The organism is Hamadaea tsunoensis DSM 44101 (assembly GCF_000428945.1).
Lineage (GTDB): Bacteria > Actinomycetota > Actinomycetes > Mycobacteriales > Micromonosporaceae > Hamadaea > Hamadaea tsunoensis.
In genome coordinates this window covers 176,420-201,781 of record NZ_AUAX01000002.1, presented here as the reverse complement: position 1 = coordinate 201,781, position 25,362 = coordinate 176,420, and the positions used below count along the sequence as shown (strand labels likewise).

Genomic DNA, 25,362 nt, shown 5'->3' with positions numbered 1-25,362 from the left:
CATGGCAGCGGACGATTCGCCGGTGGGTTCCTCCGCCGGCCCGACAGGGGGTTCCCTTTCCGCGGGTCCGCTTGTCGTGGGGACGGCGGCGGTCGCCGTGGCCGGCGGGGCGGCCGGCGCGCTGCTCGCGACCGTCTACTCAGGACCGCAGGCGCTCGCGGCGATGGGTGCCGCGGCCGTCGCCGCCGCCGCGATCGCCCTGGTGACCCGCGCCCGGCTGCGCTGGCATCTGCCGGCGGGCACGCTCGGCCTGGCCGGTCTGCTGGCCGGGATCGGCCGGCTGCTGCCCGCGTCGGACGGCTGGCGGGACGCGATCGTCCACACCGGAGCGCGGCTGCTCACCAGCGCGACGCCGACCCCGCCCCGGCTCGACACCCTGGCCCTGCCGGTGGCGGCGACGTGGCTCGCGGTCGCGGCGGGCGCTGCGGCCCTGCGCGGGCGGCGACCCGGGACCGCGATCCTGCCGCCGATCGTGCTGGCCGTCTGCATGCTCGTCCTCGCGGGTCCGCTGCCCGGTCCGGCGTACGCGACCACGGCCGTCCTCGTCGGCGCGCTCGGCGTGGTGCTCGGCTGCGCCCGCCCGCCGACGTTGTCCGCTCTCTCCCCTCAGAGCGGCGGAGCGGTCTTCGTGGCCGGGCGCCGCCGCAGGCGGGACTCGCGTACGCGGCTGCTGTTCGCGGCCGGTCTCAGCGCCCTGCTGGCGGTGGTCGCGGCTACCCTCGCGCCCGTCGTGCTCGCCGGTTACGGCGCCGAGCCGGCCGATCCGCGGTCGGTCGTGCTGCCGCCGCTGGACACCGCCGGCCAGGTGCACCCGTTCAGCCTGCTCGACCGGTGGAGCGCCCATCCCGAACAGCCGCTGCTGACCGTGTCCACCGACCGGCCGGCCCTGCTGCGCTGGGCGATCCTCGGCGACTTCGACGGCACCGCGTGGCTGCCGTCGGGCACGTTCCGCGCGGCAGGCGGCGACCGCGGCCCGGCCGGTACGCCGACCGGCGTCCCCACCGTCGCGGTCAGCGCACGCATCACCGTCACCGGCCTCGGCGGCGTGTGGCTGCCCGTCCCCAGTGGACTGACCCGGGTCGGCGGCGTTCCGATCTACATCGACGCGGAGTCCGGCGGGGTCGCGGTCGAGGGCGGCCTGCGCGCCGGGCTCGCGTACGCGGTGCGGGCGGACGTCCCCAGCCCCGATCCCGCCCAGCTGGCGAACGCTCAGCTGCCCCGGTCGGCGGCGTTCGACCGGTACCGGGAACTGCCGGCCGGGGACTCCGGACGGCTCGCCCAGCTGGCCCGGACCGCGGCCGGCGACGGGCTGCCGTACGCGCAGTCCACCGCCCTCGCCGGCTGGCTGGTCCGCCGATACCGGTACGACGCGCGGGCGCCCGGCGGCAGCGGATACCCGAGCATCAACCGGTTCCTCGGCGGCGACCCCGCGACGGGCGGCGGCCGGGGCACCGCCGAGCAGTTCGCGGCCGCGTACGCCGTGCTGGCCCGGTCCCTCGGCATCCCCGCCCGGGTCGTGGTCGGCTTCGCGATGCACTCCGGTGTCGTCACGGCGGGCGATGCGCGCGCGTGGCCGGAGGTGTACCTCGAACCGGGCGGCTGGCTGCCGATCGACCTGGAACCGACGCCGGCCGGGGTCGCCGCGTCGGCCAGTGCCGCGCCCCGCCCGTCCCGCACCGGTACGCCGCCGTCGCCACAGTCCACACCGGACGAAACTCCGGCGGACCTCCCGGTCGCCGGAGCAGAGGACGACGGCGGCCCGCAACCCGGTCACGTCGACGGCGGCCGGTTGGCGCTGCTGGCCCTCCTCGTCCCGATCGGGCTGGGCGTGGTGCTGGTGCTGCGCCGACGGCGTACCCGGCGCCGGCTGGCGGTCCCCGGCGACGTGGCCCGCGTACGCGCCGCCTGGGCGGAACTGCTCGACGCCGCGCGGCTGGGCGGCGTACGCCTGCCCGCCTCGTGGACGGTGACCGAGGTGATCGCGGCGGTGAGCGCGGCGGTGCGGGCCGAGCCGGACACCGACCTGGCCGCGGCGGTGAACCGGGCGCAGTTCGCCGACGAGAGCGGCGACGGGACGGCGGAGGCGGTGACGGACCGGCTCCTGGTCCTCATCCGCGCCTTGCGCCGGGCCGCCGGCGCGCGCCGGCGCGCCCTGTGGTGGATCGACCCTCGACCGTTGTGGTGGTGAGGAGGCGCTGATGGTCCACATGCGACGCATCGTCACCCGGCTGGCCGCGCTGGCCGCCATCCTGCCGATCGCGGCCCTGCCGGTCGCCGGCCCCGCCGCGGCGTGGGCGGAGCAGTGCGTGACGGGCGGCACCGCCCCGACGGCCCAGACCCCGTGGGCGCAGCGCTGGCTCGCGCTCGGCGACGCCTGGCCGCTCGGCTCCGGCGGCGCGGGCGTCACCGTCGCCGTCGTCGACACCGGCGTCGACACGCGCCAACCCCAGCTCGCCGGCGCGGTCCTGCCGGGCACCGACCTGATCGCGAGCGGCGACGGGCGGACCGACTGCACCGGTCACGGCACGGGCATCGCGGCCCTCATCGCGGCCCGGCCCGCCGCCGACACCGGCTTCGCGGGGGTCGCTCCCCAGGCCCACATCCTTCCTGTACGCGTCGCGGAGCGGATCGAGGACGTCCAGCCGAACCTGGCCGCGACGGGGATCGACTGGGCCGCCGGTCACGGAGCGCGCATCATCGTGCTGGCGTTCGCCCTGCCCACGGACGCCCCGACGATGCGGGCCGCGGTCGCCCGGGCGGTCGCGCGCGGCATTCTCGTCGTGGCCGCCGCGGGAACCGATCCCGATCCGCGTACGACCGCCGCCGACCCGACCCGGCCGGCCGGCGCGGGACCGTTCCCCGCCGCGTACGACGGGGTGCTCGGGGTCAGCGCGATCGACGGCAACGGGACGGTCGACCCGTCCACCTGGCCCGGCCGGCACGTCGACCTGGCCGCCCCGGGACTGGACGTCGTCACGGCGGCACCCGGCCACGGCCAGGCAGCCTACTCCGGCAGCGACATGGCGTCGGCCGTCGCCGGCGGGGTCGCGGCACTGCTGCTCGCATCGTCCGCGCCGGGAACCACGCCAACCGGAACCCGACTCGCCGCGCGGCTGACGGCGACCGCTGACCCGTTCCCGGCGACGCGGGGGTGGGCGTACGGGGCGGGGATCGTGAACCCGGTCCGGGCGTTGAGCGAACCGCTGTCCCCAGGTGTGCGGCGGGCGGCATCGCCGGTCGCCGTCGGCCCCGCGCCGCCCGCGCCCGGTGGCGGTCCTGGCGTCCGCGTGACACTGGTCTTCCTCGTGCTCGCCGGGGCCGCGCTGGGGCTCGGATTCCTCGAACGCCGCCGCCGGCTCGCACGCCGATGAGCATCCTTCTCACATCTAGGAGCACGCGTTGCAGCGTGTGGCGAGTCATCGGCTGCTGCTGCCGCGGGCGGTCTGATCTCCCGGCGCAGCATCAAGGAGGTAAGTGCCCGTTGAAGAACCCGGTCAGCGGGCACGATGCGCATGGCGACGCCAGCGATTCATGGCACGTTACGGTGAGGCATGGCCGCTATCACCGTGAACAATGACTCGGAAGGGTGGCTCACGCTGTGGATCGAGCCGCTCGGCGAGGACCGCTGGCTTCGACCGGGCGAGAGATTCGTTGTCCGATCCGACTATTCCGGCAACGAGTCGGCGTTCACCGTCCAGTACTGGGTGAATGCCGTTGACCGTGCCGGCGGGATCGAGAACGTGACTGTCTGGATCGACGAGGGCGATGTCTATCCAGAGGTCGTCGACGGCGAAGGTCGTGTCATCGAATGCGGCCATCAGCGGCCCGCTGAGATCGGCGCGAAGTGGCGGACCCAGTGGACCCGGACTCCTCCGGCCTAGGCTGGATTATCAGCCCGGTGGACGCCTGCGTACCAGAGGGTTGATCGTTTACGGGTGAGGTGTGAAATCGGCCGACGACTGCATGATCGTTTACGGTTCCGGGGTGCATATACGACCTTTGGCCGCACCAGACGCGTAAACGATCATGCAACGTGGGCCGGAAATGACACCCAAACCGTAAACGATCAGAAAATCGGCGACCGCAGTTCACCTGCCGGAAGATCCTTCCCGCATCGCGGACGCGGGCGTCAGCGGAGGGCGTCGGTGCCCGGCTTCGACGTCGTCGCCGGGTTGGTGCAGGCCGGAGTGGACTCGGTCTTGACGGATGTCGGGAGAGGAAAGTCGCGTGGGGGCCGGACGTCGCGAAGACGACCCGGCCCCGGTTGCGGATCCGGATGATGGTCAGATGTGGTGTGACCCGACCGTCTTGACGACGAGCGCCTCGGTCTCGCGCATCTCGGTGCCGACCTCGGTGACGACCCGGCCGATCTGGCCGCCGATGGCCTGGAACTCGTTGGCCGCGCCGTCCCAGATGCGCTTCACCTCCTTGTAGGTCTCGTCACCGCTGCCCTCCCATTCGGCGAGGATGGTCGCGAGTTTGCCGCGCAGGTCGGACAGCTCGCCCTCGGCTCCGGCCACGGCCTGTTGCAGCGCCAGCGCGCCGTGCTCGAGCTGGAGGAATTCATAGCGGATGGTGTCGGGTGAACCCATGTCGTCCTCCTCAGTTCGCCGGCGAGAGCACGGACGTGATGTTGGTGGGCACGTCGACGGTGCTCACCTTGTGGTGGGCGTCGACTTCGCCGGCGTCGTAGTGGCCGCCCGACTTGCGGATCAGCTCACCGAGCAGCTCCAGGGACCGGTGGATGCGGTTCACCTGGGTGGCGTAGCGGTGGTAGAGCGACTTGAACTCGCGGCCGGCCGGGCCCTCCCAGGCCTTGCCGAGCAGCAGCGGGTCGAGCTCGCCGGTCAGCTTGGTCTGGATCGAGTTGAGGGTCTGGTACGCCAGGCCGATCTCGTGTGCGGCGGCCTGCAACTCGGCCGGACTGGCGTGCAGAAGATTGTTCGGTTGCACCAGCAACTCCTCCCACGGAGTGAATCGGGATGGGAAGTTGTGGTTCGCCGCCGTGCTCCACGATATCGGCAGTGCGCCTCATCGAGAAGGTGTCGTGGGGAAGTTCTCGTCCACAGGGGACTTCGCGGCGTCGGGATCGAGGGCCACGCCGGCCGGCAGCCGCTCCAGCAGGGCGGCGGGTACGCCCACCGGCGGCCGGTCGGCCGGGCAGCCGAGCGTCGTCGCGACCGCGGCGGAGGGCAGCGCGTGGCGTACGCCGCGGTCGGTCACGAGTACGAGGGCGCCGCCGGTCGCCTGCGGGCTGGACAGCGACCTGGCGTACACGGCGTGGCCGGGTTCGACGAGGACGGCGTCGGCCAGCGGTATGCCGCCCGGCCCTTGCGCGTGCTGGGGGGCGACGGCGTCGGCCCGGGCCGGCAACCGTCCATCGAGGACGAGGGTGACCTGGTCGGCGATCATTTCCGCGCAGATTGGACCGCCGGCCGGCCGGGCGAAGTCGGGCACCTCGGCGGGGGCGGGCGCGGTGCCGCCGGTGGCCAGGGGCGGCAGGATGCCACCGGCGGCCAGATCGGCGGCGGCGACGGGCACCGCGGGCGCGGCCGGGGCGAGCCCGCGGACGAGGAGGCTCTGCAGCGGGGTCACCTCCTGCAGCCCGTCGGTACGCACGACGTACAGCCGCCCGCCGGCGGTGACGATCCGGCCGACCGGGGCGGGGGCGAATCCGGCGCGGTGGCCCCCGGCTCCGGGAACGTCGATCGGCGCCAGGTCGGTGCCGCCCGGGACCGAGGCGATCCACGCGTCCCCGACCGGTACGCCGTCCTGCGCCGAGAAGCCGAGGACGGGCAGCACGAAGCCGGGGTCGCGCACGCGGTAGCGGCGGCCGCTCCAGATCACGTACCGGGTGCCGTCGGGGCCGCTGACGAGAACGGCCCGCTTCTGCAGGGCGGTGGCGCCGTCCGGGGTCGCGCCGGGCAGGACGACGGTGACCCGGGCCGGCCGGCCGCCGTCCATGGACGACAGTGCGCACACGCTCCAGGCGCCGTCGAGGTAGTTCGCCGCGGGCGGCAGGTCGCCGGGCGCGCCGGGCAGCCCGAGGAGTTCCCCGCGTGGCCAGGTCAGGGCGGCCCGCGACACCTGTACGGTCGCCGTGGTCCGCATGAGCAGCGCAGCGGAGGCGAAGTTGGCGGTCGGGAAGAGCACCGGCCGGGTCGCGTCGCACGCGTACGCGGTGCCGGTCTCGCGTTCGATGACGATCGCGGTGCAGCTCTGCCAGCCGGTGGCGCCGCCGGGGAACAGCAGCCCGGCGACGGCCGCGCCGGCCAGCCCGATGACGAGCAGCATGACTCCCGCGAACACGGTCGCGCCGCTGTGCCGCCCGGCCCAGTCCAGCGGATCGGGGCGGTGGGCGACGAGGGCGCGTACCTGGCGCTGGCGCAGGTACTGGCGGGACTGGATCAGGTCGCGGCGGCTCAGCATCCCGGTCAGCCGCCCAGGCCGTACATCGCCCCGAACAGGCCCAGCACCAGGGCCGCCAGGATCGGCACCGAGGTCGCGGCCAGCAGGCACACGACGTCGGCCAGCCGGCCCAACTGCGGTGCCGCCGGCCGGCCGGCGAGCCGCCGCCCGGTCCCGAGCGCCACGAGCGCCACGAGCAGCGCCGCGGCCACCACCGCACAGGCGAATGCCGGGGTACGCGGTGCGCCCCGCGTCGCGTACACGAGAAGGGACAGCAGGCCGACGCAGCCGGCGGCGATCAGCGGTACGCGATGGCGCACGGCGGCGAAGGCTCGGGAGCGCAGCGCGCAGACGAGGGCGACGGCGGCGGTCAGCAGCAGGCCGCCCGCGCCGGACCGGTTCGGGGCGAGTGCCTCGCCGACGGCGACCGCGCCGGCGGTGCCCCAGAGCAGGCCGGTGAGCAGCGTGTCCGAGCGGCGCACGGCGGCGGCGAGGTCGGTGGCCGGCGGCGCGGGGTCCTCGGCTTCGCCGGTCAGCGTCGGTACGCCCGGCGCGGTCAGCCCGCCGAGGGACATGGCCCACCGGGGCAGGGCGAACAGGACGGCGGTGCCGAGCGCGGCGACGAGCGCGCCCGCGGCCGCCACCGGTACGCCGGTCGTGGCGGCCAGGACGGCGCCGGCGCCGAGCCCCGTGGCGAGGGTGGCACCGGCGGCGAAGACGGGGGCCGGCATCAGGACCTCGCCGAGCAGCGCGGTGGCGAGCAGGGCGGCGAGGGCTCCGGCGAGCGGCCACGGTTCGAGGAGCGCGTGTCCGCCCCGGGCGCCGAGCAGGGCCGCACCGGCGGCGGCGCCGAGCATCGCGAACGTGCCGAGGAGCCGGGCCCCTTCGGCGTCGCGGCCCGCCCGGTCGACGACGACGGCGGCGCCGAGCAGCAGTGCCGCGGCGGCGACGGCGAGTCCGCCGGTGAGCGCGCCGGGCGCGGCCGTGAGCGTGAGCACGAGGCCGGCGGTGAGGGCCAGTGCCGCGACGGCCCGGCCGGTACGCAGCGAGGCCCGGCCGCTCCAGGCCGCGCCGAGCCGGGCGGCCCCGTCGGCGATCGCCTCGGCGACGTCGTCGAAGGCCGGTTCGGGCCAGTGCCGGTCGTGCGGGGCCAGGACGAGCGTCTCCCCGTCGAGCACGCCGAGCATCGCCAGGGACCGGGCCGGATCCAGCGGTACGCCGTCCACCCGGCGCAGTACCCAGCCGCCGTGCGCGATCCCGTCCTCGGCCAGGGTCGGGCCGGCGTGGCGCAGCAGCGACGGCAGGATGCCGGCGAGCGGAACGTGTTCGGGGACGGTCATCTCGACCCGCCGGTGCGGCGCGATCACGATGATCCGCGCCAGCCCGGTCTGCTCCAGTGTCATCCAGCCTCTCCCGCCCGCGGGCCGTACCGCGGGCACGGACGGCCGCACGGCGGCCCCGCGGTCCCACGGTCGACAGATCGTCGCGACCGCCCGAAGGCGCCGGGCGGCCGGATCCGCCGCGCGAACCGCGGTCGCCGCCGATGCGCGCCCGGCTGGGGGACGCGACCGGCCGCCGTCCACGACAGATCGCGTCCACCATAGACAAAGAGCCGTCGATCGTCACTATCATGGCCCGATGGCCACCTTGATCCGCCGGCGGCGGCCGCGCCTGACCGCTCCCGTGCTGCCGGCCGGCGACCTTGTCCTGGAGCCGCCGGCGGAGGTGCCCGAACCCGAGGGCGGCTGGGCCGGACGGCTGATCATGGTGCTGCCGATGGCGGCCGGCGCGGTCGCGATGACGGTGCTGTTCGCCGGCGGATCCGGCGGAGCCCTGCGGATGGTCACCGGCGGCCTGCTCGGCGTCGCCATGCTGGGCATGGTCGGCTCGCAGTTCTCGCGCTTCGGCAGCGGCGGCGGCAAGGCCGAGATGAACCGCCAGCGCCGGTCGTACCTGTTCGACCTGGCGGCCAGGCGCCGGACCGTGCGCGGCACGATCCGGGCGCAGCGGGCGGGCGAGTACTACCGGCATCCCGCCCCGGGCCTGCTGTGGTCGCTGGTGGACAGTTCCCGGCTGTGGGAGCGCCGCCCGGCGGACCCCGACTTCGCCCAGCTGCGCCTCGGCCTCGGCCCGCGCGAGCTGGCCACCGCCCTGATACCGCCGCCGTCCGTGCCGGTGGAGCGGGCCGAGCCGGTCAGCGCCGGTGCCCTGCGCCGGTTCATGGCGACCTACCAGCAGGTCGGCGAGCTGCCGATCGTCGTGGCCCTGGACGGGTTCGCCACGATCCACCTGCACGGCGACCTGGGGCAGGCGCGTTCGGCGGTGCGCTCGCTGCTGGCGCAGGCCGCGTTCTTCCACGCACCCGACGACATGATGATCGCGGTCTGCGCCGGGGAGCAGGAGCGCTTCGGCTGGGAGTGGGTCAAATGGCTGCCGCACGGCGCCCATCCCCGCCAGACCGACGCGCTCGGGCCGCTGCGCCTGGTCAGCGGTACGGTGGCGGGCCTGGAGGCGATGCTGGAGGACCTGCTCGTCGCCCGGCCGCGGTTCAACCCGGCCGCGACGGAGGTCGGTCACACCGGGCCGCACCTGATCGCGGTCATCGACGGCGGCGACACGGCCGGGGCCGACCATCTCGGCGTCGACGCCGGCATCGAGGGCGCCACCATGGTGTTCGTCGGCGGCGAGCCGCCCCGTCACCCGGACAGTACGCAGCTGGTCCTGCACGTGGCCGCCGACGGCACGATGACGGCCCGGACGCAGTCGGGCGAGCAGGTCCTCGGCCGGGCCGACGAGACGCCGCCCGCGGTCGCCGAGGGGCTGGCGCACCAGCTGGCGCCGCTGCGGCTGGCCCAGGCCGCCGGGGCCGACCAGGCGATGACCGTCACCCACGACCTCACCGAGCTGCTCGAACTGACCGATCCGCAGCACCTCGACCCGGCCGTCACCTGGCGGGCGCGGCCCAACCGGCACCGGTTGCGCGTACCGATCGGGGTGGGGCCGGCCGGGGAGCGCATCGAACTCGATCTCAAGGAGTCCGCCCAGGACGGCATGGGCCCGCACGGGCTGCTCGTCGGCGCCACCGGTTCGGGCAAGTCCGAGCTGCTGCGGACGCTCGTGCTGGCGCTGGCCGTCACCCATGCGCCGGAGATCCTCAACTTCGTCCTCGTCGACTTCAAGGGCGGCGCGACCTTCACCAAGCTGGACGCGCTGCCGCATACCAGCGCGGTCATCACGAACCTGTCCGACGAGCTGCCCCTCGTGGACCGGATGGCCGACGCGATCAACGGCGAACTCGTCCGCCGCCAGGAACTGCTGCGCCGGGCGGGCAACTACGCGTCGCTGCGCGACTACGAGCGGGCCCGCGCCGCCGGTGCGCCGCTGGCCGCCGTACCGAGCCTGCTGATCATCTGCGACGAGTTCAGCGAGCTGCTGACGGCCAAGCCCGACTTCATCGACATGTTCGTCCAGATCGGACGGCTGGGCCGGTCCCTGGGCGTGCACCTGCTGCTGGCCAGCCAGCGGTTGGAGGAGGGCCGGCTGCGGGGCCTGGACACCCACCTGTCCTACCGGATCGGGCTGCGGACGTTCTCGCCGATGGAGAGCCGGGCGGTGCTCGGGGTCACCGACGGCTACTCGCTGCCCCGAGCCCCCGGCCACGGCTACCTCAAGTACGGCAGCGAGCAGCTGACCCGGTTCCGGGCGGCCTACGTCTCCGGGGCGCACCGCCGCGCCTCCGCCGCGACCGGTCCGGCCGAGGCGACGGTGGCCACGTTCGTGTCGGCGTACGTGGCGCGGGCGGCCAACGTCGTCGCGGTCCCGGACGAGCCCGGCGACGACGCGGCCGGCGAGACGCTGCTCGACATCCTCACCGACCGGCTGGCGGGCCACGGCGTACCGGCGCACCAGGTGTGGCTGCCGCCGCTGAGCGTGGCCGAGCCCGTCGACACCGTCCTCGGTGGAGTGCTCGCCGACGGCCCGCTCGGCCTGACCGCGGCCGACCCGGACCTGCGCGGTGCGCTCGTGGCCACCGCGGGCGTCGTCGACCGGCCGTTCGAGCAGCGCCGGGAAGCGTTGCAGTGTCAGCTTTCCGGCGCGGCCGGGCACGTGGTGGTCATCGGGGCGCCGCAGTCGGGCAAGAGCTCGCTGCTGCGTACGCTGATCCTCAGCCTCGCCCTGACGAACACCCCGGCGCAGGCGCAGTTCAGCTGCCTCGACTTCGGCGGCGGCGGTCTGACGGCGCTGGCCGGCCTGCCGCACCTGAGCAGCGTCGCCACCCGGCAGGAGCCCGACCGCGTACGTCGGGCGGTGGCCGAGACCGTCGTGCTGCTGGCCGAGCGGGAGCAGTTCTTCGTCGAGCACCGGAGCGACTCGGTCGCCGGGCTCCGCCGCCGGGCCGCCGCCGGCGAGTTCCCGGGCGTACGCTGCGCCGACGTCTTCCTCGTCATCGACGGCTTCCTGACCCTGCGCAACGAGTTCGAGGACCTCGAACCGCTGGTGCTGGACGTGGCCAACCGGGGGCTCGCCTTCGGGGTGCACGTCGTCGTCTCGGCGGCCCGCTGGTTCGACCTGCGGCCGTCGCTGCGCGACCTGTTCGGCTCCAAACTGGAGCTGCGCCTCGGCGACCCGTCGGACTCCAGCATCGGCCGGCGGGCGGCCGCCAACGTTCCGCAGCAGTCGCCGGGGCGGGGGATCACCGCGGACGGGTACCAGTTCCTGGCGGCGCTGCCGCGGTTGAGCACGGTCGGCGGCGGCGACACCGCGGTGACGGCGACGGTGGAGGCGATCCGGTCGGCGTGGCCGGGCCCGGTCGCCCCGCCGGTACGCCTGCTCCCGACGGCCGCCCCCTACGCGGAGGTCGCCGCGGCGTACGCCGGACCGGGGCTCCCGCTCGGGCTGGCCGAGTCCGACCTGCGCCCGGTCGGCGTGGACGTCGACGCCGATCCGCATTTCCTCGTGTTCGGCGACAACGAATGCGGCAAGTCGGCGTTCCTGCGGATGCTGGCCCGGACCGTCGCCGACCGGCGTACGCCCGCCCAGGCCCGGATCCTCGCCGTCGACTACCGGCGCAGCCTGCTCGGCGCGTTGCCGGACAGCCACCTGCTCGCGTACGCGACCGGCGCGGAGCAGGCGGCCACGATGATCCGCGAGGCGGCGGCGTCGCTGAGGGGGCGGCTGCCCGGGCCGGACGTGACGCCCGAGCAGTTGCGCTCCCGGGACTGGTGGTCGGGGCCGGAGCTGTTCGTCCTGGTCGACGACTACGACCTGGTGGCCGGGGAGCGCAATCCGCTGCTGGCGCTGCAGGACCTGCTGCCGCAGTCGCGCGAGATCGGCCTGCACGTGGTGATCGCCCGGCGCAGCGGCGGCGCGGCCCGGACGGCGTACGACCCGGTGATCATGCGGCTGCGCGACCTGAACAGCCCCGGCATAGTGATGGCGGGCGACCGGTCGGAGGGCGCGCTCCTCGGCACCGTACGCCCGGGACCCCAGCCGCCCGGCCGGGGATTCCTGGTGACCCGGCGGGAAGGGGCTCGGTTGATCCAACTGTCGTGGTTGGAGGGTCCGCAAGGGACTGGTCTCGATGGATAGTCCGCCGGTACGCTGAACCCCGTGGGAGACGGCGACCTTCTGCACGCGGAGCTGACCGGGCTGCGTACCTTCGGGGCCGCGGCCGATTCCGCGGCGGCCACGTTCGCCGGGGACTCCGCCGGTGCGCTGAGCGGGGTCGACGCCGCCGCGCGCGGGCTGGGCCAGCCGGCCGGCTTCGCCGAGCTGCGTTACTTCGCCGGAGCCGCGCGGGCCGATCTCGGCGTGCTCGACGCGTTCGTCACCGATCTCGGCGGCGGCGTGGCCAGCACCGGGTACGCGGCCGACCTCGCCGCCGACTGGTACGAGCAGGCCGAGCGGCGCAACGCCGGCCACCTCGACCGGCTCCAGGAGGCCGTCGTCGACGGCAAGGAGCCCGGCCCGGCGTACGGCGGCGACCGTCCCGGCGCCGTCCCGAAGCCCGTTCCCGGCGGCGACTACACCCTGCACCGGCCGCCGGTCACCTGGACGCGGTGGCAGGATCTCGATCTCGACGACATCGCCGGGCTGCTGCTCGCCGCCCACCCCGCGCTGGCGGACGATCTCAGCACCGGCTGGACCGCGGTGGCCGCCGACATCTCCGCCGCCCGCCGGTCGGTCGCGGACTCCCGGCACGGCCTGAAATGGCTCGGCACCGGCGGGCGCGCCTTCCACGGCGCGGTCGACGACGCGCTGGACTCCGCGCAGCGCTGGCACGACACCGTGCCGGACCGTGTTCGCGGCTATACGAAGGCGGCGGGCCTGCTGCGCGACGCCCAGGCCGAGATCCGGCGCCTCACCGGCGACCTGCGGAGCACTGTGGACGATCTGCAGAAGCGGATCGACGCGCTGCCGCCCGGCGACCAGACCCTGCGTGGACTGCTGACCGAAGCCGAATTGGCCCGCTCCGGCGCGCTCGCCCATGCGCGTACGCTCGCCGCGCAGCTGGGCGCCGACCTGGTCGCGGCCGCCAACGACTGGGCGCCGGTCGAGCGCTACCACGGCCTGCTCGGCCTCGCCGACCCGGTGAATCCGGGCGGTCAGGGCCCGAACGGCCCCGGCGGTCCCGGCGGCCCGGGTCCGGGCAGCGGACCGAAACTCCCGCCCGGTCCGGGCAACGTCCCCGGCCCCGGCCCCGGCGACAACGGACCGAGCGACAACGGACCGAAAGACGACGGACCTGGCAACAACGGGCCCGGCAACAACGGACCGGGCGGCAACGGGCCGGGCAACGGCGCTCCGGGCGGTCCCGGCGACGTGGTTCCGGGTCAGACCGCGCCCGGCGACGGCCCGTCCGCCGTCCCCCCGCCCGTGCTCCCTGCCATTCCCGGCAGTACGCCGATTCCGGCCTTTCCCGGCCAGGCGGGCGGTCCCGGCTCGGGACCTCCCGGCGTGGTGACCGTTCCACCGTTCCCCGGCGGCGACTTCCCAGGCGGGGAGCTGCCCCCGGGCTCGGGCCTGCCGGGCCTGCCCGGTGCCGGCCAGGGTTCCGGCGGCGCCGGGCTGCCCGGCCTCCCGGGGCTGCCCGGACTGCCGGGGCTTCCTGGTGGGCCGGCGCGTGGCCGGGTGCCGGGGTACTTCGGCGGCTCGCCGGGCAGGTTCCCCCGGGGTTCCGGACCGGCGCTGCCGGGCCGGTTCCGGCTGCCTGCCCTACCGGCGGGCGGCGGCGCGGTGCCCGCGGAGCCGCCGGTCGGTCCGGTCGAGGCGGCGGCCGCCCAGGAGGCGGCCGGCACGGTGCCGTTCCTGCCCGGACTGGGCGGCGCGGGCGGCGTAGGCGGCCCCGGTACGCGCGGACGCGGACGCGGCGGCACGCGACGTGCGGCGGCCGGGGGCACGCTGATCGAGGGCGGTCTCGTCGGCGGCCGGTCGGCCCGCAGAACCGGTGTGACGGCACAGGATGACGATCCGCTGCGGGACCTGGCGGTTCCGCCGCTCGGGGAAGCAGGGCCGATCACCGGCCGCCCACCGGCCGGATCCGCCGTCGCCCGCGCGGCGGAGGCGGCAGCGCGCCGGCCGACCGACCGTGACGTGCTGCGGTCCCGGGCCGTCCGGCGCGGCGACCGCCCGGCCGACGCCCCGGAGCCGGTCGCCGCGACCGTCGAGACGCCACCCGCGGCCGCGGCCGACGGCGACCACCCGCTTCGCGGGGACCGGCCGCTGGGGGAGCGGCGAAGCGCATAGCCGCTACGGCACCACGGTCATCTCAGCGAGCGTGCTGGGCGATGCGCTTGTCGACGTTCTCGACCGCGACCGCCTTCACGTCGATGACCAGTTCGTCGTCACCGCCACGGGATCGGGGAAGTCCTCGTAGCGGGGATGCCGCCGATCTCGTGCAGCACCGCCGCCTTCATCACAGCTCCCGGCCGAAGAGGGCCGCGACCCGCCGCTGCCAGGCCGGCAGGAACCGGGGCGGGCGCGCGGGCGAGTGGTTCCAGCCGTGGTTCGGCGAAGTGTGCGGGGTGCTGCCGTGCCGGGCCCGGCCGTGGGCCGTCGTGCCCTGGTGGGCGGGTGGCTGGTCGACGTGCACGGGGACGCCGGGAAGGCGATGCGTCGCCTGGTGCAGCAGGTTGCGCAGCGAGGACTTGATTGTCATGGTTATCCCCTTCTCTCTATCAGTGATAGAGAGAACCTATCACTGATAGAGTCCGGTGGGGAGGTGTCGATGTGACGTTGGACCGACAGCGGATCGTCGCCGAGGCCGTCGCCCTGCTGGACGCCGAAGGGCTCGACGGGGTCACGACCCGCAAACTCGCGGCGCGGCTCGGCGTGCAGTCGCCGACCCTCTACTGGCACGTGCCCAACAAGGCGGCGCTGGTCACCGCGATCGCCGACGCGATCCTCGACCAGCAGTTCGCCGACGTCGGCCCGCCCGAGCCGGATCAGCACTGGCAGGACTGGTTGCGCGGGCTGGCCGAGCGGCTGCGCCGGGCGCTGCTCGCCCATCCGGACGGCGCCCGGGTCGTCTCCGCCGCTCAGCTCTCCCGGGCGATGGCCGCGCTCTCGGAACTGGCGATGAGCGCCCTGGTGGCGCGGGGCGTCCCGTTGCGGCAGGCCCGCGTGATCGTGCTGACCGTCGAACGCTTCACGGTCGGCCACGTCCTCGAAGAACAGGCCCCCCGCCCGGACGCGGAGGCGCTGAAAGACTTCGACATGACCGCGTTCGCCGAGCGGCACCCGACCGTCGTGGCCGCGATCTCCGAGTACTTCGGCCCCGGCCGCACCGTCGACGACCTGTTCCGCGAATGCCTGGACGTGGTCATCGCGGGCGCCGCGGTCCACGCCGGGACCGCCGGCTGACCGGTCGTCCGCCCGGCGGCAAGCGGCCGCGGCGGCTCAGGGCAGCAGGCCGGTCAGGTCCTCCAGGACCAGCAGCTGGAGCTCCTCGGCGGTCGGCATCCGGCGCAACTGCCGCAGCCGCTGCGCCTGGGCCTTGCGGGCGCCGTCGAACAGCTTGCGGGCCTCCCGCGCGTTGCCGAAGTTGCGGTCGCCGGAGATCGCCGCGAAGTAGCCGCCCAGAGCCGCGTACAGCTCGCCGTCCAGGTGGTATTCATGCTGCTCGGCCAGCGTCGCGAGGATGCCGACCAGCTCGTCGGGCGTGTAGTCCTCGAACACGATCGTCTTGTTGAACCGCGATGCGAGACCCGGGTTCGCGTCGAGGAACTCCCGCATCTCGCCGGTGTATCCGGCGGCGATGACGGCGACCTCGTGCCGGTGGTCCTCCATGAGCTTGACGAGGGTGTCGATGGCCTCCTGGCCGAAGTCCGAACCGGATCCGAACGACCGCGACAGCGTGTACGCCTCGTCGATGAACAGCACCCCGCCCAGGGCCGCCTCGAACGCCGCGGCGGTCTTCTCCGCGGTGTGCCCCAGGTACTGGCCGACCAGGTCCCGGCGGGCGACCTCGGTGAAGGCGCCCTTCGGCAGGATGCCCAGCGACGCGAGGAGCTGACCGTAGATGCGGGCCACGGTCGTCTTCCCGGTGCCGGGCGAGCCGGCGAAGATCAGATGGTGGGTGGACGAGGCGACCGTCAGGCCGCCGCTGCGCCGCCACTCGTTGACCTGCAACTCGTCGATGATGCCGCGTACCTCGGCCTTGACGCCGGGCAGGCCCACGAGGCGGTCGAGCCGGCCGAGCAGCTCCTCCGAGCGGGCCGTGTCGAGCAGCCCGGCCGAGGCCACCGGCTCCGTACGCGCCGCGACCGCCCGTCCGGTGTCGACGAGTTCGGCGGTGCTGCCCGGGGCCAGCAGGATCCCGGGGGCGGCGGTCTGCTCCGTCGTACAGCCCACGATCTCCCCGCCGCAGCCGGCGCCGATGCTGATCCCGGACCCGCCCGTCTCGCTGACCCGGCAGCGGCGCAGGACCGGGCTGCTGTGCTGGGCGACCGCCACTCCCACGTCCCCCGTACGCGCGACCGTGCAGTTTTCCAGCGTGGGCCGGGCGTAGTCGTAGATGTAGATCCCGCGGTAGCCGGCGTCGCTGATCTCGCAGTTGCGCAGGACCGGGTCGGCCGACCGGATGAGGACGCCGTCCGCCACGATCCGCGTGATCGAGCAGCTCGACAGCGTGCCCGCGCAGCCGTCCAGCTGCACGCCCGACTGCCCGCCGGTGATCCGGCACCGGTCCAGCTCGAACTCGCAGCCGGAACCGAGGTGCACGGCCGCGGCCGGCCCCGTCGACAGTTCGCAGTCGGCGGCCGTCAACCGGGTGCCGACGGCGAGCAGGGCGGCACTCTCGGCTCCGCGTACGCGCAGCTGTCGCAGGTGGACCTCCGCCGATCCGCAGCGGATGACCGGCTGCTGCGGATCACCGGCGTACAGGGTCACGGTGCCGGGCTCGGCCGCCGCCAGCGTCACCGATCCGGCGTCGAGGACGAGGTTCTCGGCGTACTCGCCGGGGCCGATGAGGATCCGGTCGCCGTCGGCGGCCTCGGCGAGCGCGTCGGCCACCGTGGGATAACCGCCGCTCTGGACCGCGGAGACGAGCAGGGTGCGGCTCATGGCTTCGGCGTTCCGAACCGGGTCGTGCACACCTGCGGCGACTGGTCGTACACGTCCACCGACAGGATCGCCACGATGGTGAAGCAGTATTCGACATCCGGGTTCACGGCGTTGACGCGTACGTCGGTCGCCCCGCGTGGCGCGGTGGCCAGCGTCGTCACGCCCGCGCCGGCCGGTCCCCCGACGACGGTGAACGCGGCCTTGCCGCCGCTGTGGTCGGCGAAGGTCAACGTCACCGTGACGCGCTCGTCGCGTACACCCGTGATCTGGGGTGCGATCTTCCCGCCGGCCGAAGCGGCCGGGGTCGCGGACGGCGCGCGGGCCGGCGCCTTGCCCAGGATGAAGGCCACCGCCAGGCCGCCGGCCAGGACCACCAGCGCGCCCGCGATCACCCAGCGCGGGGTGGCGCGGCGCGGCGGCGGCACGGGGGTGGGCGCCGCCGCGGCAGGTTCCGGGGGCGCCGGGCGGGGCGGCGCCGGCAAGAGTGCGCCGCAGGCCGGATTCACGCAGTACGCGCTGTCGCCGTGCTCGGAATGGCCGCACACGGGACAGGTGACTTCGGACATGGCGACGATTGTGGCACGGCCGGGCTCGGACCGTCGCAAGTAGATCCGCGCCTTTCCGTCGCCGTTTGCCCGCGCTGGCAATGGCTGGACGGCAAGGGATGACACGTCTCCAACCAGCGCGGTACGCGCGTCTCCTCCTCAAGGATGAAACAGCCCCGAGTCACCGGAAGTCGCACTTCAATCCTCTGTGGAACGTCATGGCCGAGGGTTGCCGAATCCGCGATGGACATGTTCGACTGTTGGTGTACGCGTCTGGACGGCGAACGGTCGCGGCCACACCCATCGAGTGCCGGTGGGCGGGGTACCGAGAGGAACGACCGTGGCCCTGCAAGACGACCTTGAGCCCATCGTGATCGCGATCGCCGTCGAAGCCGAGAAGCGCTGGCAGTATCTCCTGTCGTCGATTCCCGATCTGGATCTCGCGCAGGAGGCCGGCGCGTGGGAGGACGCCCACCACGAGTACTCCTTCTCGGTCGCCGAACTCCAGACGCGGTTCCGCGAGTTCTACGTGCTGGACGCGTTCGACTTCATGACGACGGCGAACGCGTTGTCCACGCCGTCCGAGGCCAAGCCCAACACCTGGAATCCGACCCAGAGCGACTCGGTTCCCGGGCCGACGTTCGGGAGCACGGGGCCGCTGGTGAGCACCGTCTCGGCGGGAACGGCCTTCGGCGACGTCGCCGTCGCCGACGAGACCTACGTCCGGCCCGTCCTGGGGATGATCTACGCCAAGCAGTGGTCGGGCCCCGCCGCGCTCACGTTCTACAGCCACTTCCTGTACCCGTTCCATGTCGCGGCCGACTGGCAGGGCGCGTACATCAAGGAGATGGCGCTCGCGGCGGTGATCCTCGCCAAGGTGGTCGAGACCATCGAGCACGCGATCCTGTTCATCGCGAAGAGCTGCCTGAGCGCCCTGCGCTTCCATCAGATGTACGCGTCGGGCGACGGCGACTGGCGTACGGACCTCGGCACCATCTCCACCGCCCTGGCGGCGTTCGGCCTCGCGCTGCCGGCGAGCGCGGCGGCGATCGTCGTCGGTGTGGCCTCGCTCGTGAGCGGCGTGGTCTCGTCCTTCAAGCTGGCCTCGGACGACAAGCCCTACATCGAGGTGGACTACAACGACGCCCCGCAGCAGATCATCGTCAACACGATGTACGCCATCAACAACCTGCGTGAGTGGATTGCCAACGTGGACGGCGCCATCGCCCGCGGCCTCGACACCGACATCACCAGCGGGGACCGGTTCGGCAGCAAGAACCTGACGCTGGAGACCGTGGACCTGTCGCCGCACGAGCTCGGCCACCTCGACATCCAGGACGGCGACGGCAAGCCGCCGGACCAGCTGGTCGTCGCGTTGCAGGACCTCGCGCGGGCCGGCTACTTCAACCTGCCGCGCGCCGCCCGGGAGTACTACGACGCCGTGTCCGCGGTCCACGGTGCGCAGGTGCCCGGGTCGGTGTCCTCGATGTTCCCGCGCTCCGTGCCCCTGTTCAACGAGGCGGCCCAGATGCTCGAGAACATCCTCCAGAAGACCATGAACCAGCTGGAGAACGCCGGTCAGGCCCTGTACGAGGCGGTCCTGCACTACAAGGCGGGGGAGAAGGAGAACGCGAAGATCGTGGCGGGGCTCGCCGAGATCATCCCCGACCACTTCTGAGGACCGCCGCTCGCCGGGACGGGTGGTGCGGCAGTCGGCAACGCGACGGCGCCACCGCGGCGACGTCCTGTGCGTGATCCCATGAAAGCGTGCCCACCCCGCTTCTCAACGTGGCCGCCACCTGTGTCGGCACCCACGCCCTCGGCCCCGGCCGGCGCTCGGTCGTGTGGGTGCAGGGCTGCCCCTTCGACTGCACAGGTTGCGTCGCCCCGGAATGGATTCCACAACGGACCGCCCGTCTGGCGGACAGCTGCGACCTTGCGGCTGAGTTGCTGTCCGATCCGGACGTCACCGGGCTCACCTTCTCGGGCGGAGAGCCGATGCTTCAGGCCGAGGCGCTCGCGGCGGTGGCGCGGCATGCTCGGCGTACGCGTGACGTCGACGTCGTGTGCTTCACCGGGTTCACGCTCGAACGCCTGCGTACGCGGCCGCCGAGCCCCGGGGTGGCCGACTTGCTCGGGGAGGTGGATGTGCTGATCGACGGCGTCTACGTGGCCGCCCGCGACGACGGTCGGGGCCTGCGCGGCAGCACGAATCAGCGGATCCACCGCCTGACCGGGCGGCTGTCCGGGTTCGACTTCGAGGGTGCGCACCGGCAGGCGGAGCTGCACATCTCCGGTGGCGAGGTGCTGATGGTCGGCGTACCGCCGCGGGGGCTGCTGCCCGCCCTCGACGACGTCACCGGCACCGTCACCGGCGCGGAGATCGGTTCGCAGGAGGAGACTGCGTGAGCGGCCAGAAACGGATTCCGGTGGCGGAGTCCTCGTTCTTCGACATCCGCCGGCGGGCCGAGCTGCTCAGCGATGTGCGGCGCAACGCCCCCGAGTACTACACGGCGATCAATGAGCGGGTGCAGGAGCAGTTGCGGCTGGCCGTCGAGGAGGCCGACGCCCGGCTGGCCGCCGCCGACGCCGCCGCGAGCCGGCTGAGCGCGCGTACGCGGGAACTGGAAGAACGCACGACGCAGGAGTTGCGGCGGACCGCGGGCGCCGACGGGGAACGGGCGGCCGGGGTGGAGCAGGCCCGCGCGGCCGCGACCGAGGCGCTGGCCGCCGCGCCGGTCGCCGACGTCGAGGCGGTCGCCCGTGACTGGATCGCCGACGCGAAGACGCTCGGCGAGCTCATCCGCACCACACTTCCGCATCAACGGCTCCAGCCCGGCGAGGTCGACCGGCTCACGACCCGGATCGCGATGGCCGAGGCCAACGTCGAGCAGGGCCTGCACGGTCCGGCGCTCAGCACCGCCCAGGCCGCGTACGCCGATCTCAGTGATCTGCGGGTGCGGATCGAGGTGGCCGACCGGGACCGGCTGGCGGCGCGGAAGGCCGCACTGCGCGGGCTGTACCTGGTCGCGGCCCTGGTGGACGAGCACAAGCGGCAGGCCGTGGAGGCGTCCGACGCGCACGGCCGGACCGTGTCGGTGACCGTCGACGTGGACCACTGGACCCGCGGCCAGCTCAGCGAGCTGGAGGCCGAGGTCGCCGGGCTGATCGAGCGGGCGTCCGACGAGCAGGCGCCGATGCCGGCCGCGGACCTGACCCGGATCGTGCAGCAGGAGATCGGTGCCCTGGAGCAGCGCCTCTCGGAGGTCGTGCAGCGTTCCGGGTTGCGGGTGCTGGCCTCGCAGCTGCGGGCCAACTACGCCGACGCGGTCGCCCGCAGCCTGCAGCAGCGGGCCGGATACGTCGTGGTGGACCGGGTGTACGCCGGCGACGACTACCGGGAGGCGTACTTCGCGAAGCTGCGGCACCCCGACGGCAGCGAGATCGTCGTGGACGTCGCCGCGACCCCGGACGACAGCGGCGCGTGCGTGGTGCGCCTGCACTCGTACGACAGCCGGACCACCGCCGAGTACGTGCTGCGGGACCGGGCGGACGCGATCGCGCGGGAGCTGCGCGGCGCGGGCATCCTGGCCGAGGCGCCCCAGACCGAGGCGGATGTCGCGAACCCCGCCGTACGCGACCTGCAGGCGTTGCGGCACAAGGCTTCGGCCGCGGTTCCCGGTGAGCCGGCCGGCCAGCCGGTGCCGCCGCCCCCGGTGCAGTCGCCGGGGCGCTGATCGGAGTGACCGCGCCCGCCCCGGTCACCCCGCCGGCCGCCGGAGTCGAACGCCTGCCCGGCCTGCCCGCCGCCGGCACCGAGCCGCTGCTCGTGCTGTTCGGGCCCGGCCTGGACGACACCTTCGCCGGCCGGGACTACGTCCTGCGCGACATCCAGCAGGTCACCCTGGAACTGCTGCGGGCGGCCGGTTTCGAGTGCGTGGTGTTCACGGCGGCCCGCGAGCCGATCTACTTCCGCGACGACGCCTCGCGGGCCGCGTTCTACCCGGCCGGGGAGCCGGAGCCGGTCCCGGCCGACCGGATGCTCGGCGGATTCGCTGGGCCGTTCGGCGACCTGATCCTCGCCACCGCCCCGGACGGCGCGCCGTCGCCGGTCGCCGCCCCCGCGGAACCCGACGCGGGGCTCTCCGATCCACATTGGATCATGATGATCGACCACGCGATGCGCCAGTCGCGTACGCGTACCGCGGTGGTCGTGACGCACGCGGAAGAGCAGCTGACCTACCTGGAGTCCAACCGCGACCTCGCCGGGGTCTTCGCCGAGTGGCTGGAACCCGGCCGGGTCTCCGGGCAGAACGTGTGCATCCTCATGTTCCGCCAGGAGCGGCTGGCCGACGTGCGCGACTTCGTCGCCGGTCAGCGCCGCCTGCCCCGGCTGGAGCGGTTCCTGCGCGACGCCGAGCGCCGCCGGGGCGTTCCGCTCGCCCTGCGGATCGGCGCCCCCGACGCCGGCGAGGTACGCAGGCTGCTGGACGTCGTCCGGCTGCGGGAAGGGCTGCGCATCGGCGACTGGCGCGACGTCGAGCCGACCGTGCGGAGCCTGGCCGGGGCCGACGACATGCGGCTGCGCGACTGGCACCACTGCCTGCGGGTGCTGGCGCGCGAAGGCGTACCGCTGAGCACCGGCGAACTCATGCGCCGCGGCTGGCTCACGGCGGCCCTGCCGGGCGGACCGGGCGCCTGGGCGCGGCTGTCGGCGATGCCGGGGCTCGAACCGATCAAGGAGCACATCGCCGGCCTGCGCGCGATGGTCCTGGCCCGCCGCCAGCTGGCCGCCCGCGACGGTGCCGCCGTCGACGGCGGCACCCTGGGCACGGCGTCGTCGCTGCACATGGTGTTCCAGGGCAACCCGGGCACCGGCAAGACGACGGTCGCCCAGCTGATCGGCGAGATCTACCGGGAGCTCGGCCTGCTGCGCAAGGGGCACCTGGTGGCGACCACCGCCAAGGATCTCGTCGCCGGCTTCCTGGGGCAGACGTCGCAGCGTACCGGGGAGGTCATCGACCGGGCGCTCGGCGGCGTGCTGTTCATCGACGAGGCGTACGACCTGCTGGAGCAGGGCAGCTTCGGCAACCAGGCGACCGACGAGCTGGTCGAGCGGATGGAACGCGACCGCGGCGACCTGGTCGTGGTCGTGGCCGGCTACCGAGAGCAGATGGCCGCCTTCCTCGCCTCCAACCAGGGACTCGCCGGCCGGTTCGGCGCGGTCGTCGACTTCCCCGACTTCAGCGGGCCGCAGCTGCTGTCCATCGCGGTGGACGTCCTCGCCGGGCGCCGGCTCACCTGGGACGCCGCCTTCGAGGCCCGCCTGGGCGAGGTCATGCAAGGCATGTACGTCGCGCAGGCCCCGGGGTTCAGCAACGCGCGTACCGCCCGGAAAGCGGCCGACGACATCGAGATCGCCTGGGCGCTGCGCATCGGCGGCGACGTGACGCTGCCGGTCACCGCGGCCGACATCCCGGCGGCCTTCGACGCGTACGCCTCCGCGCCGGTGCCGTCGCCGCGGGAGCTGCTCGCCCGGTTCGACTCGTTCGTCGGGCTGGCCGCGGTGCGCCGGGTCTTCACCGAACTGGTCGGCCGCCTGCAGCTCAAGCAGCGCCAGCAGGCCGCCGGCGTGGTCGCGCCGCACCTGCTGTTCCTCGGCCCGCCCGGCACCGGCAAGACCACGGTCGCGCGGCTGTGCGGCGAGACGTTCCGCGCGCTCGGGCTGCTGCGCCGCGGTCACGTCGTCGAGGTCAGCCGGGCCGAACTCGTGGCCGGGCACGTCGGCGGGTCGACCGAGCGTACGAAAGCGGCGGTGGAGCGGGCGCTGGACGGCGTGCTGTTCATCGACGAGGCGTACACGCTGTCGCAGGGGGCCGGCTGGGACTTCGGGCAGGAGGTGATCGGCGTCCTCAACTCCGAGATGGAGCGGCTGCGCGGGCGGCTCGTCGTCATCGCGGCCGGCTATCCCGATCTGATGGCCGAGTTCGTCGCCCGCAATCCGGGGCTGCGCAGCCGGTTCACCGAACGGGTCGAGTTCAGCGCGTACACGGTGGCGGAGCTGGTGGAGATCCTGCGGCGGATGGCCGCGGCGGCCGGCTGCACGGTGACCGACGCGGCGGCCGCGCGTGCCACCGCCTGCCTGGCCCGGGCGCAGGCGGCGCACCGCGACGACTTCGGCAACGCCCGGGCCGTGCGGCGGCTGCTGGAACGCATGGAGGCGCGGATGTCCGCGCGGCTGGACGACGGCGACGACCCGTTCACGTTCACGGCCGAGGACGTGCCCGATGACCTCTACTGAGACCACGGCGCCCCGGACCGCCTGCCCGGTCTGCCGCGACGCCGGGACCGCCGACACGTGTGTCCGGTGTGGATGGACGCTGCGGACCGGCTACCGGGCCGGCCACGCGGACGCGGCGGCGCGCCGGGAGTTCGCCGACCAGCTGGCCCGGGCCCGCGCCGAGGTGGACATCGACGCCGCCCTGCGCGCCGCGGGCCATCCCGGCCGCGTCGACGAGGCCCTGTTCGACCGCCTGGCGCCGCTGCTGCGCGGCGGCCCGGTCGCCGCGGACCGGCGCGCGGAACGCCTGCGCCGGCTGGGCGCCCACGACTACGACGACGAGTACGCCGTCCCGCCGCAGGCCATCGAGGTCGACGAGGACGGCGTGCACGCCGGCGGTCAGAGCGTCACCTGGCCGGAGGCGATCGCGGAGCTCGACGCAGACGAGGACGTCCGCCGTTTCCAGCTCGCCGGCGGCACCGGTACGCGGCCGCTGTCCACCGAACGTGTCCGGGCGGCTCTGACGGACGCACTGGCCGCCTTCCCGGTGGCGGATGAGCCCGTGCTCGTCTGCCACGTGCCCGGCTGGCTCGTGCCCGACCTCGCGCTCGACCTGCTCGCCGAACGCCGGCCGGGCAGCCGGATCGTGCGTACGCGCCGCGGTCGCCGGTGGGCGCTGGCGATCCCGGCCGGCCGCCCGCTCACCGCCGCGGCCGTCGCGCCGGACGCCGTCGTGGCCGGGGACCGGGCCGGGGCGATCGAGGTGTGGCGGCTGCCGTCGGGCCGGTCGGCGTACCGGGGGCCTGCGGCGGCCGACGCCCGGATCTCGGCGCTCGCGGTCACCGCCGACGGCACGATCCTCACCGGGGACATCGACGGCACCGTACGCGTCATCGTCCCCGGCCGGCCGCCCCGGATCATCGCCCGGCACGGCGGCTGGGTCGCCGGGGTGTGCGTACGCGGTGGGACGGCGGTCAGCGTCGGCGACGACGGAGTGATCCTGCAGGCGCCGTGGCAGCCGGCCGCCGCCGAGGAGTACGCCGAGCGGATCACCGTCGGCCGGCTCGCCGCGGCCGCCCTGGCGACGGGCCGGGGCGGGAACCTGATCGCCGTCGGCGGGGACGACGCCCTCCTGCAACTGCGCGACGCGCGTACGGGGGTGGTCGTGGGGGCCATGCCGACCGGCGCGCCGGTCCGGTGCGCGGCCTTCGACCGGGACGGCACCGTCGTCGCGGCCGGCTGCGCCGACGGCTCGGTACGCCTCTGGCGTACCGCCGACCAGGCCGAACTGGCGGTGTTGCGGGCCTTGACCGCGGCCGTGCGGGCGGTGGTCCTGCCCCGCCGCGGTGCGGTCGCCGCCGGGGACGACCGCGGAACGGTGGCCTGGTGGCCGGGGCGGCGCCCGGGGGAGCAGGCGGTGGTGCTCGGGCAGCACGCCGGCCCGGTGCGGGCGCTCGGCCACGACGCGGCCGGCCGGCTCATCGGCGTCGGCGGCGACGGCCTGATCCGCGCCTGGCAAGCCGATCCATCTCAGCAAAACGTTGCCGGATAAGGGGTTTGGAGTGG

At 74.4% G+C, this 25,362-nt stretch carries 18 protein-coding genes; 11 read left to right on the top strand and 7 right to left on the bottom strand.

The genetic code is table 11. The features are described from left to right. The first annotated feature begins 1 nt into the window (after position 1). From G401_RS0103525 to G401_RS43170, 3 genes are all read left to right on the top strand, one after another. Positions 2-2,188: a transglutaminase domain-containing protein gene (locus G401_RS0103525; RefSeq protein ID WP_157545273.1), complete on the top strand. Its 2,187-nt coding sequence runs from the start codon at positions 2-4 to the stop codon at positions 2,186-2,188. Between the two features lie 19 nt (positions 2,189-2,207). Beyond that, a complete protein-coding gene (locus G401_RS43175; protein WP_157545271.1) occupies positions 2,208-3,371 on the top strand; it encodes a S8 family serine peptidase in 1,164 nt (387 codons plus the stop codon). A 180-nt stretch (positions 3,372-3,551) separates the two neighbouring features. Beyond that, complete coding sequence (locus G401_RS43170) at positions 3,552-3,881, top strand: hypothetical protein (RefSeq protein ID WP_051366078.1); 330 nt, start codon at positions 3,552-3,554, stop codon at positions 3,879-3,881. 402 nt (positions 3,882-4,283) lie between these two features. On the opposite strand, the gene G401_RS43165 is transcribed toward G401_RS43170, so the two are convergent. The 4 genes from G401_RS43165 to eccD form a co-directional block, all read right to left on the bottom strand. Then, positions 4,284-4,592, bottom strand: a complete 309-nt coding sequence (locus G401_RS43165; RefSeq protein WP_034590636.1) for a WXG100 family type VII secretion target — start codon at positions 4,590-4,592, stop codon at positions 4,284-4,286. 10 nt (positions 4,593-4,602) lie between these two features. Then, positions 4,603-4,953 carry a WXG100 family type VII secretion target gene (locus G401_RS0103505; protein ID WP_027341417.1) on the bottom strand — a complete coding sequence of 117 codons (351 nt, stop codon included), beginning with the start codon at positions 4,951-4,953 and terminating at the stop codon, positions 4,603-4,605. A gap of 78 nt (positions 4,954-5,031) precedes the next feature. Next, complete coding sequence (eccB, locus tag G401_RS0103500) at positions 5,032-6,429, bottom strand: type VII secretion protein EccB (protein WP_027341416.1); 1,398 nt, start codon at positions 6,427-6,429, stop codon at positions 5,032-5,034. A gap of 5 nt (positions 6,430-6,434) precedes the next feature. Then, positions 6,435-7,811 carry a type VII secretion integral membrane protein EccD gene (gene eccD, locus G401_RS0103495; protein WP_027341415.1) on the bottom strand — a complete coding sequence of 459 codons (1,377 nt, stop codon included), beginning with the start codon at positions 7,809-7,811 and terminating at the stop codon, positions 6,435-6,437. Between the two features lie 235 nt (positions 7,812-8,046). On the opposite strand from eccD, the gene G401_RS0103490 reads away from it, so the two are divergent. After that, the gene (locus G401_RS0103490) at positions 8,047-11,997 is read left to right on the top strand and encodes a type VII secretion protein EccC (RefSeq protein ID WP_027341414.1); all 3,951 of its coding nucleotides are present in this window, start codon (positions 8,047-8,049) and stop codon (positions 11,995-11,997) included. 21 nt (positions 11,998-12,018) lie between these two features. Continuing rightward, entirely contained in the window at positions 12,019-14,154 is a 2,136-nt protein-coding gene (locus G401_RS58230; RefSeq protein WP_027341413.1) for a hypothetical protein, read from the top strand. 169 nt (positions 14,155-14,323) lie between these two features. Here G401_RS58230 and G401_RS0103475 read toward each other — a convergent pair whose 3' ends face one another. After that, positions 14,324-14,566: a hypothetical protein gene (locus G401_RS0103475; protein WP_027341412.1), complete on the bottom strand. Its 243-nt coding sequence runs from the start codon at positions 14,564-14,566 to the stop codon at positions 14,324-14,326. 71 nt (positions 14,567-14,637) lie between these two features. Between G401_RS0103475 and G401_RS43160 the strand changes: the two genes are divergently transcribed. Beyond that, the gene (locus G401_RS43160) at positions 14,638-15,270 is read left to right on the top strand and encodes a TetR/AcrR family transcriptional regulator C-terminal domain-containing protein (protein WP_034590633.1); all 633 of its coding nucleotides are present in this window, start codon (positions 14,638-14,640) and stop codon (positions 15,268-15,270) included. Between the two features lie 36 nt (positions 15,271-15,306). Here G401_RS43160 and G401_RS0103465 read toward each other — a convergent pair whose 3' ends face one another. Continuing rightward, a complete protein-coding gene (locus G401_RS0103465; RefSeq protein WP_027341411.1) occupies positions 15,307-16,971 on the bottom strand; it encodes a right-handed parallel beta-helix repeat-containing protein in 1,665 nt (554 codons plus the stop codon). Then, the gene (locus tag G401_RS0103460; protein ID WP_157545269.1) at positions 16,968-17,537 is read right to left on the bottom strand and encodes a hypothetical protein; all 570 of its coding nucleotides are present in this window, start codon (positions 17,535-17,537) and stop codon (positions 16,968-16,970) included. Before G401_RS0103460 ends, G401_RS0103465 begins: the two co-directional genes overlap by 4 nt. Positions 17,538-17,856: 319 nt before the next feature. On the opposite strand from G401_RS0103460, the gene G401_RS0103450 reads away from it, so the two are divergent. The 5 genes from G401_RS0103450 (at position 17,857) to G401_RS0103430 (ending at position 25,348) form a co-directional block, all read left to right on the top strand. After that, positions 17,857-19,194 carry a hypothetical protein gene (locus tag G401_RS0103450; RefSeq protein WP_027341408.1) on the top strand — a complete coding sequence of 446 codons (1,338 nt, stop codon included), beginning with the start codon at positions 17,857-17,859 and terminating at the stop codon, positions 19,192-19,194. An 89-nt stretch (positions 19,195-19,283) separates the two neighbouring features. Further along, a complete protein-coding gene (locus G401_RS43155) occupies positions 19,284-19,925 on the top strand; it encodes a 4Fe-4S single cluster domain-containing protein (protein WP_051366077.1) in 642 nt (213 codons plus the stop codon). Beyond that, the gene (locus G401_RS0103440; protein WP_027341407.1) at positions 19,922-21,253 is read left to right on the top strand and encodes a hypothetical protein; all 1,332 of its coding nucleotides are present in this window, start codon (positions 19,922-19,924) and stop codon (positions 21,251-21,253) included. Before G401_RS43155 ends, G401_RS0103440 begins: the two co-directional genes overlap by 4 nt. 5 nt (positions 21,254-21,258) lie before the next feature. Beyond that, a complete protein-coding gene (locus tag G401_RS43150; RefSeq protein ID WP_084556780.1) occupies positions 21,259-23,817 on the top strand; it encodes an AAA family ATPase in 2,559 nt (852 codons plus the stop codon). Beyond that, positions 23,804-25,348, top strand: coding sequence for a WD40 repeat domain-containing protein (locus G401_RS0103430; protein ID WP_027341406.1), 1,545 nt, complete (start codon positions 23,804-23,806; stop codon positions 25,346-25,348). The genes G401_RS43150 and G401_RS0103430 overlap by 14 nt, the downstream gene beginning before the upstream one ends. The last annotated feature ends 14 nt before the right edge of the window (positions 25,349-25,362 follow it).

Excerpts from the sequence above, each read along its gene's own strand:
- eccD (WP_027341415.1), bottom strand. The coding sequence starts at position 7,811 with ATGACACTGGAGCAGACCGGGCTGGCGCGGATCATCGTGATCGCGCCG.
- G401_RS0103460 (WP_157545269.1), bottom strand. The coding sequence starts at position 17,537 with ATGTCCGAAGTCACCTGTCCCGTGTGCGGCCATTCCGAGCACGGCGAC.
- G401_RS43170 (WP_051366078.1), top strand. The coding sequence starts at position 3,552 with ATGGCCGCTATCACCGTGAACAATGACTCGGAAGGGTGGCTCACGCTG.
- G401_RS43165 (WP_034590636.1), bottom strand. The coding sequence starts at position 4,592 with ATGGGTTCACCCGACACCATCCGCTATGAATTCCTCCAGCTCGAGCAC.
- G401_RS0103430 (WP_027341406.1), top strand. The coding sequence starts at position 23,804 with ATGACCTCTACTGAGACCACGGCGCCCCGGACCGCCTGCCCGGTCTGC.
- G401_RS0103465 (WP_027341411.1), bottom strand. The coding sequence starts at position 16,971 with ATGAGCCGCACCCTGCTCGTCTCCGCGGTCCAGAGCGGCGGTTATCCC.
- eccB (WP_027341416.1), bottom strand. The coding sequence starts at position 6,429 with ATGCTGAGCCGCCGCGACCTGATCCAGTCCCGCCAGTACCTGCGCCAG.
- G401_RS0103475 (WP_027341412.1), bottom strand. The coding sequence starts at position 14,566 with ATGACAATCAAGTCCTCGCTGCGCAACCTGCTGCACCAGGCGACGCAT.
- G401_RS0103525 (WP_157545273.1), top strand. The coding sequence starts at position 2 with ATGGCAGCGGACGATTCGCCGGTGGGTTCCTCCGCCGGCCCGACAGGG.
- G401_RS43175 (WP_157545271.1), top strand. The coding sequence starts at position 2,208 with ATGCGACGCATCGTCACCCGGCTGGCCGCGCTGGCCGCCATCCTGCCG.
- G401_RS0103490 (WP_027341414.1), top strand. The coding sequence starts at position 8,047 with ATGGCCACCTTGATCCGCCGGCGGCGGCCGCGCCTGACCGCTCCCGTG.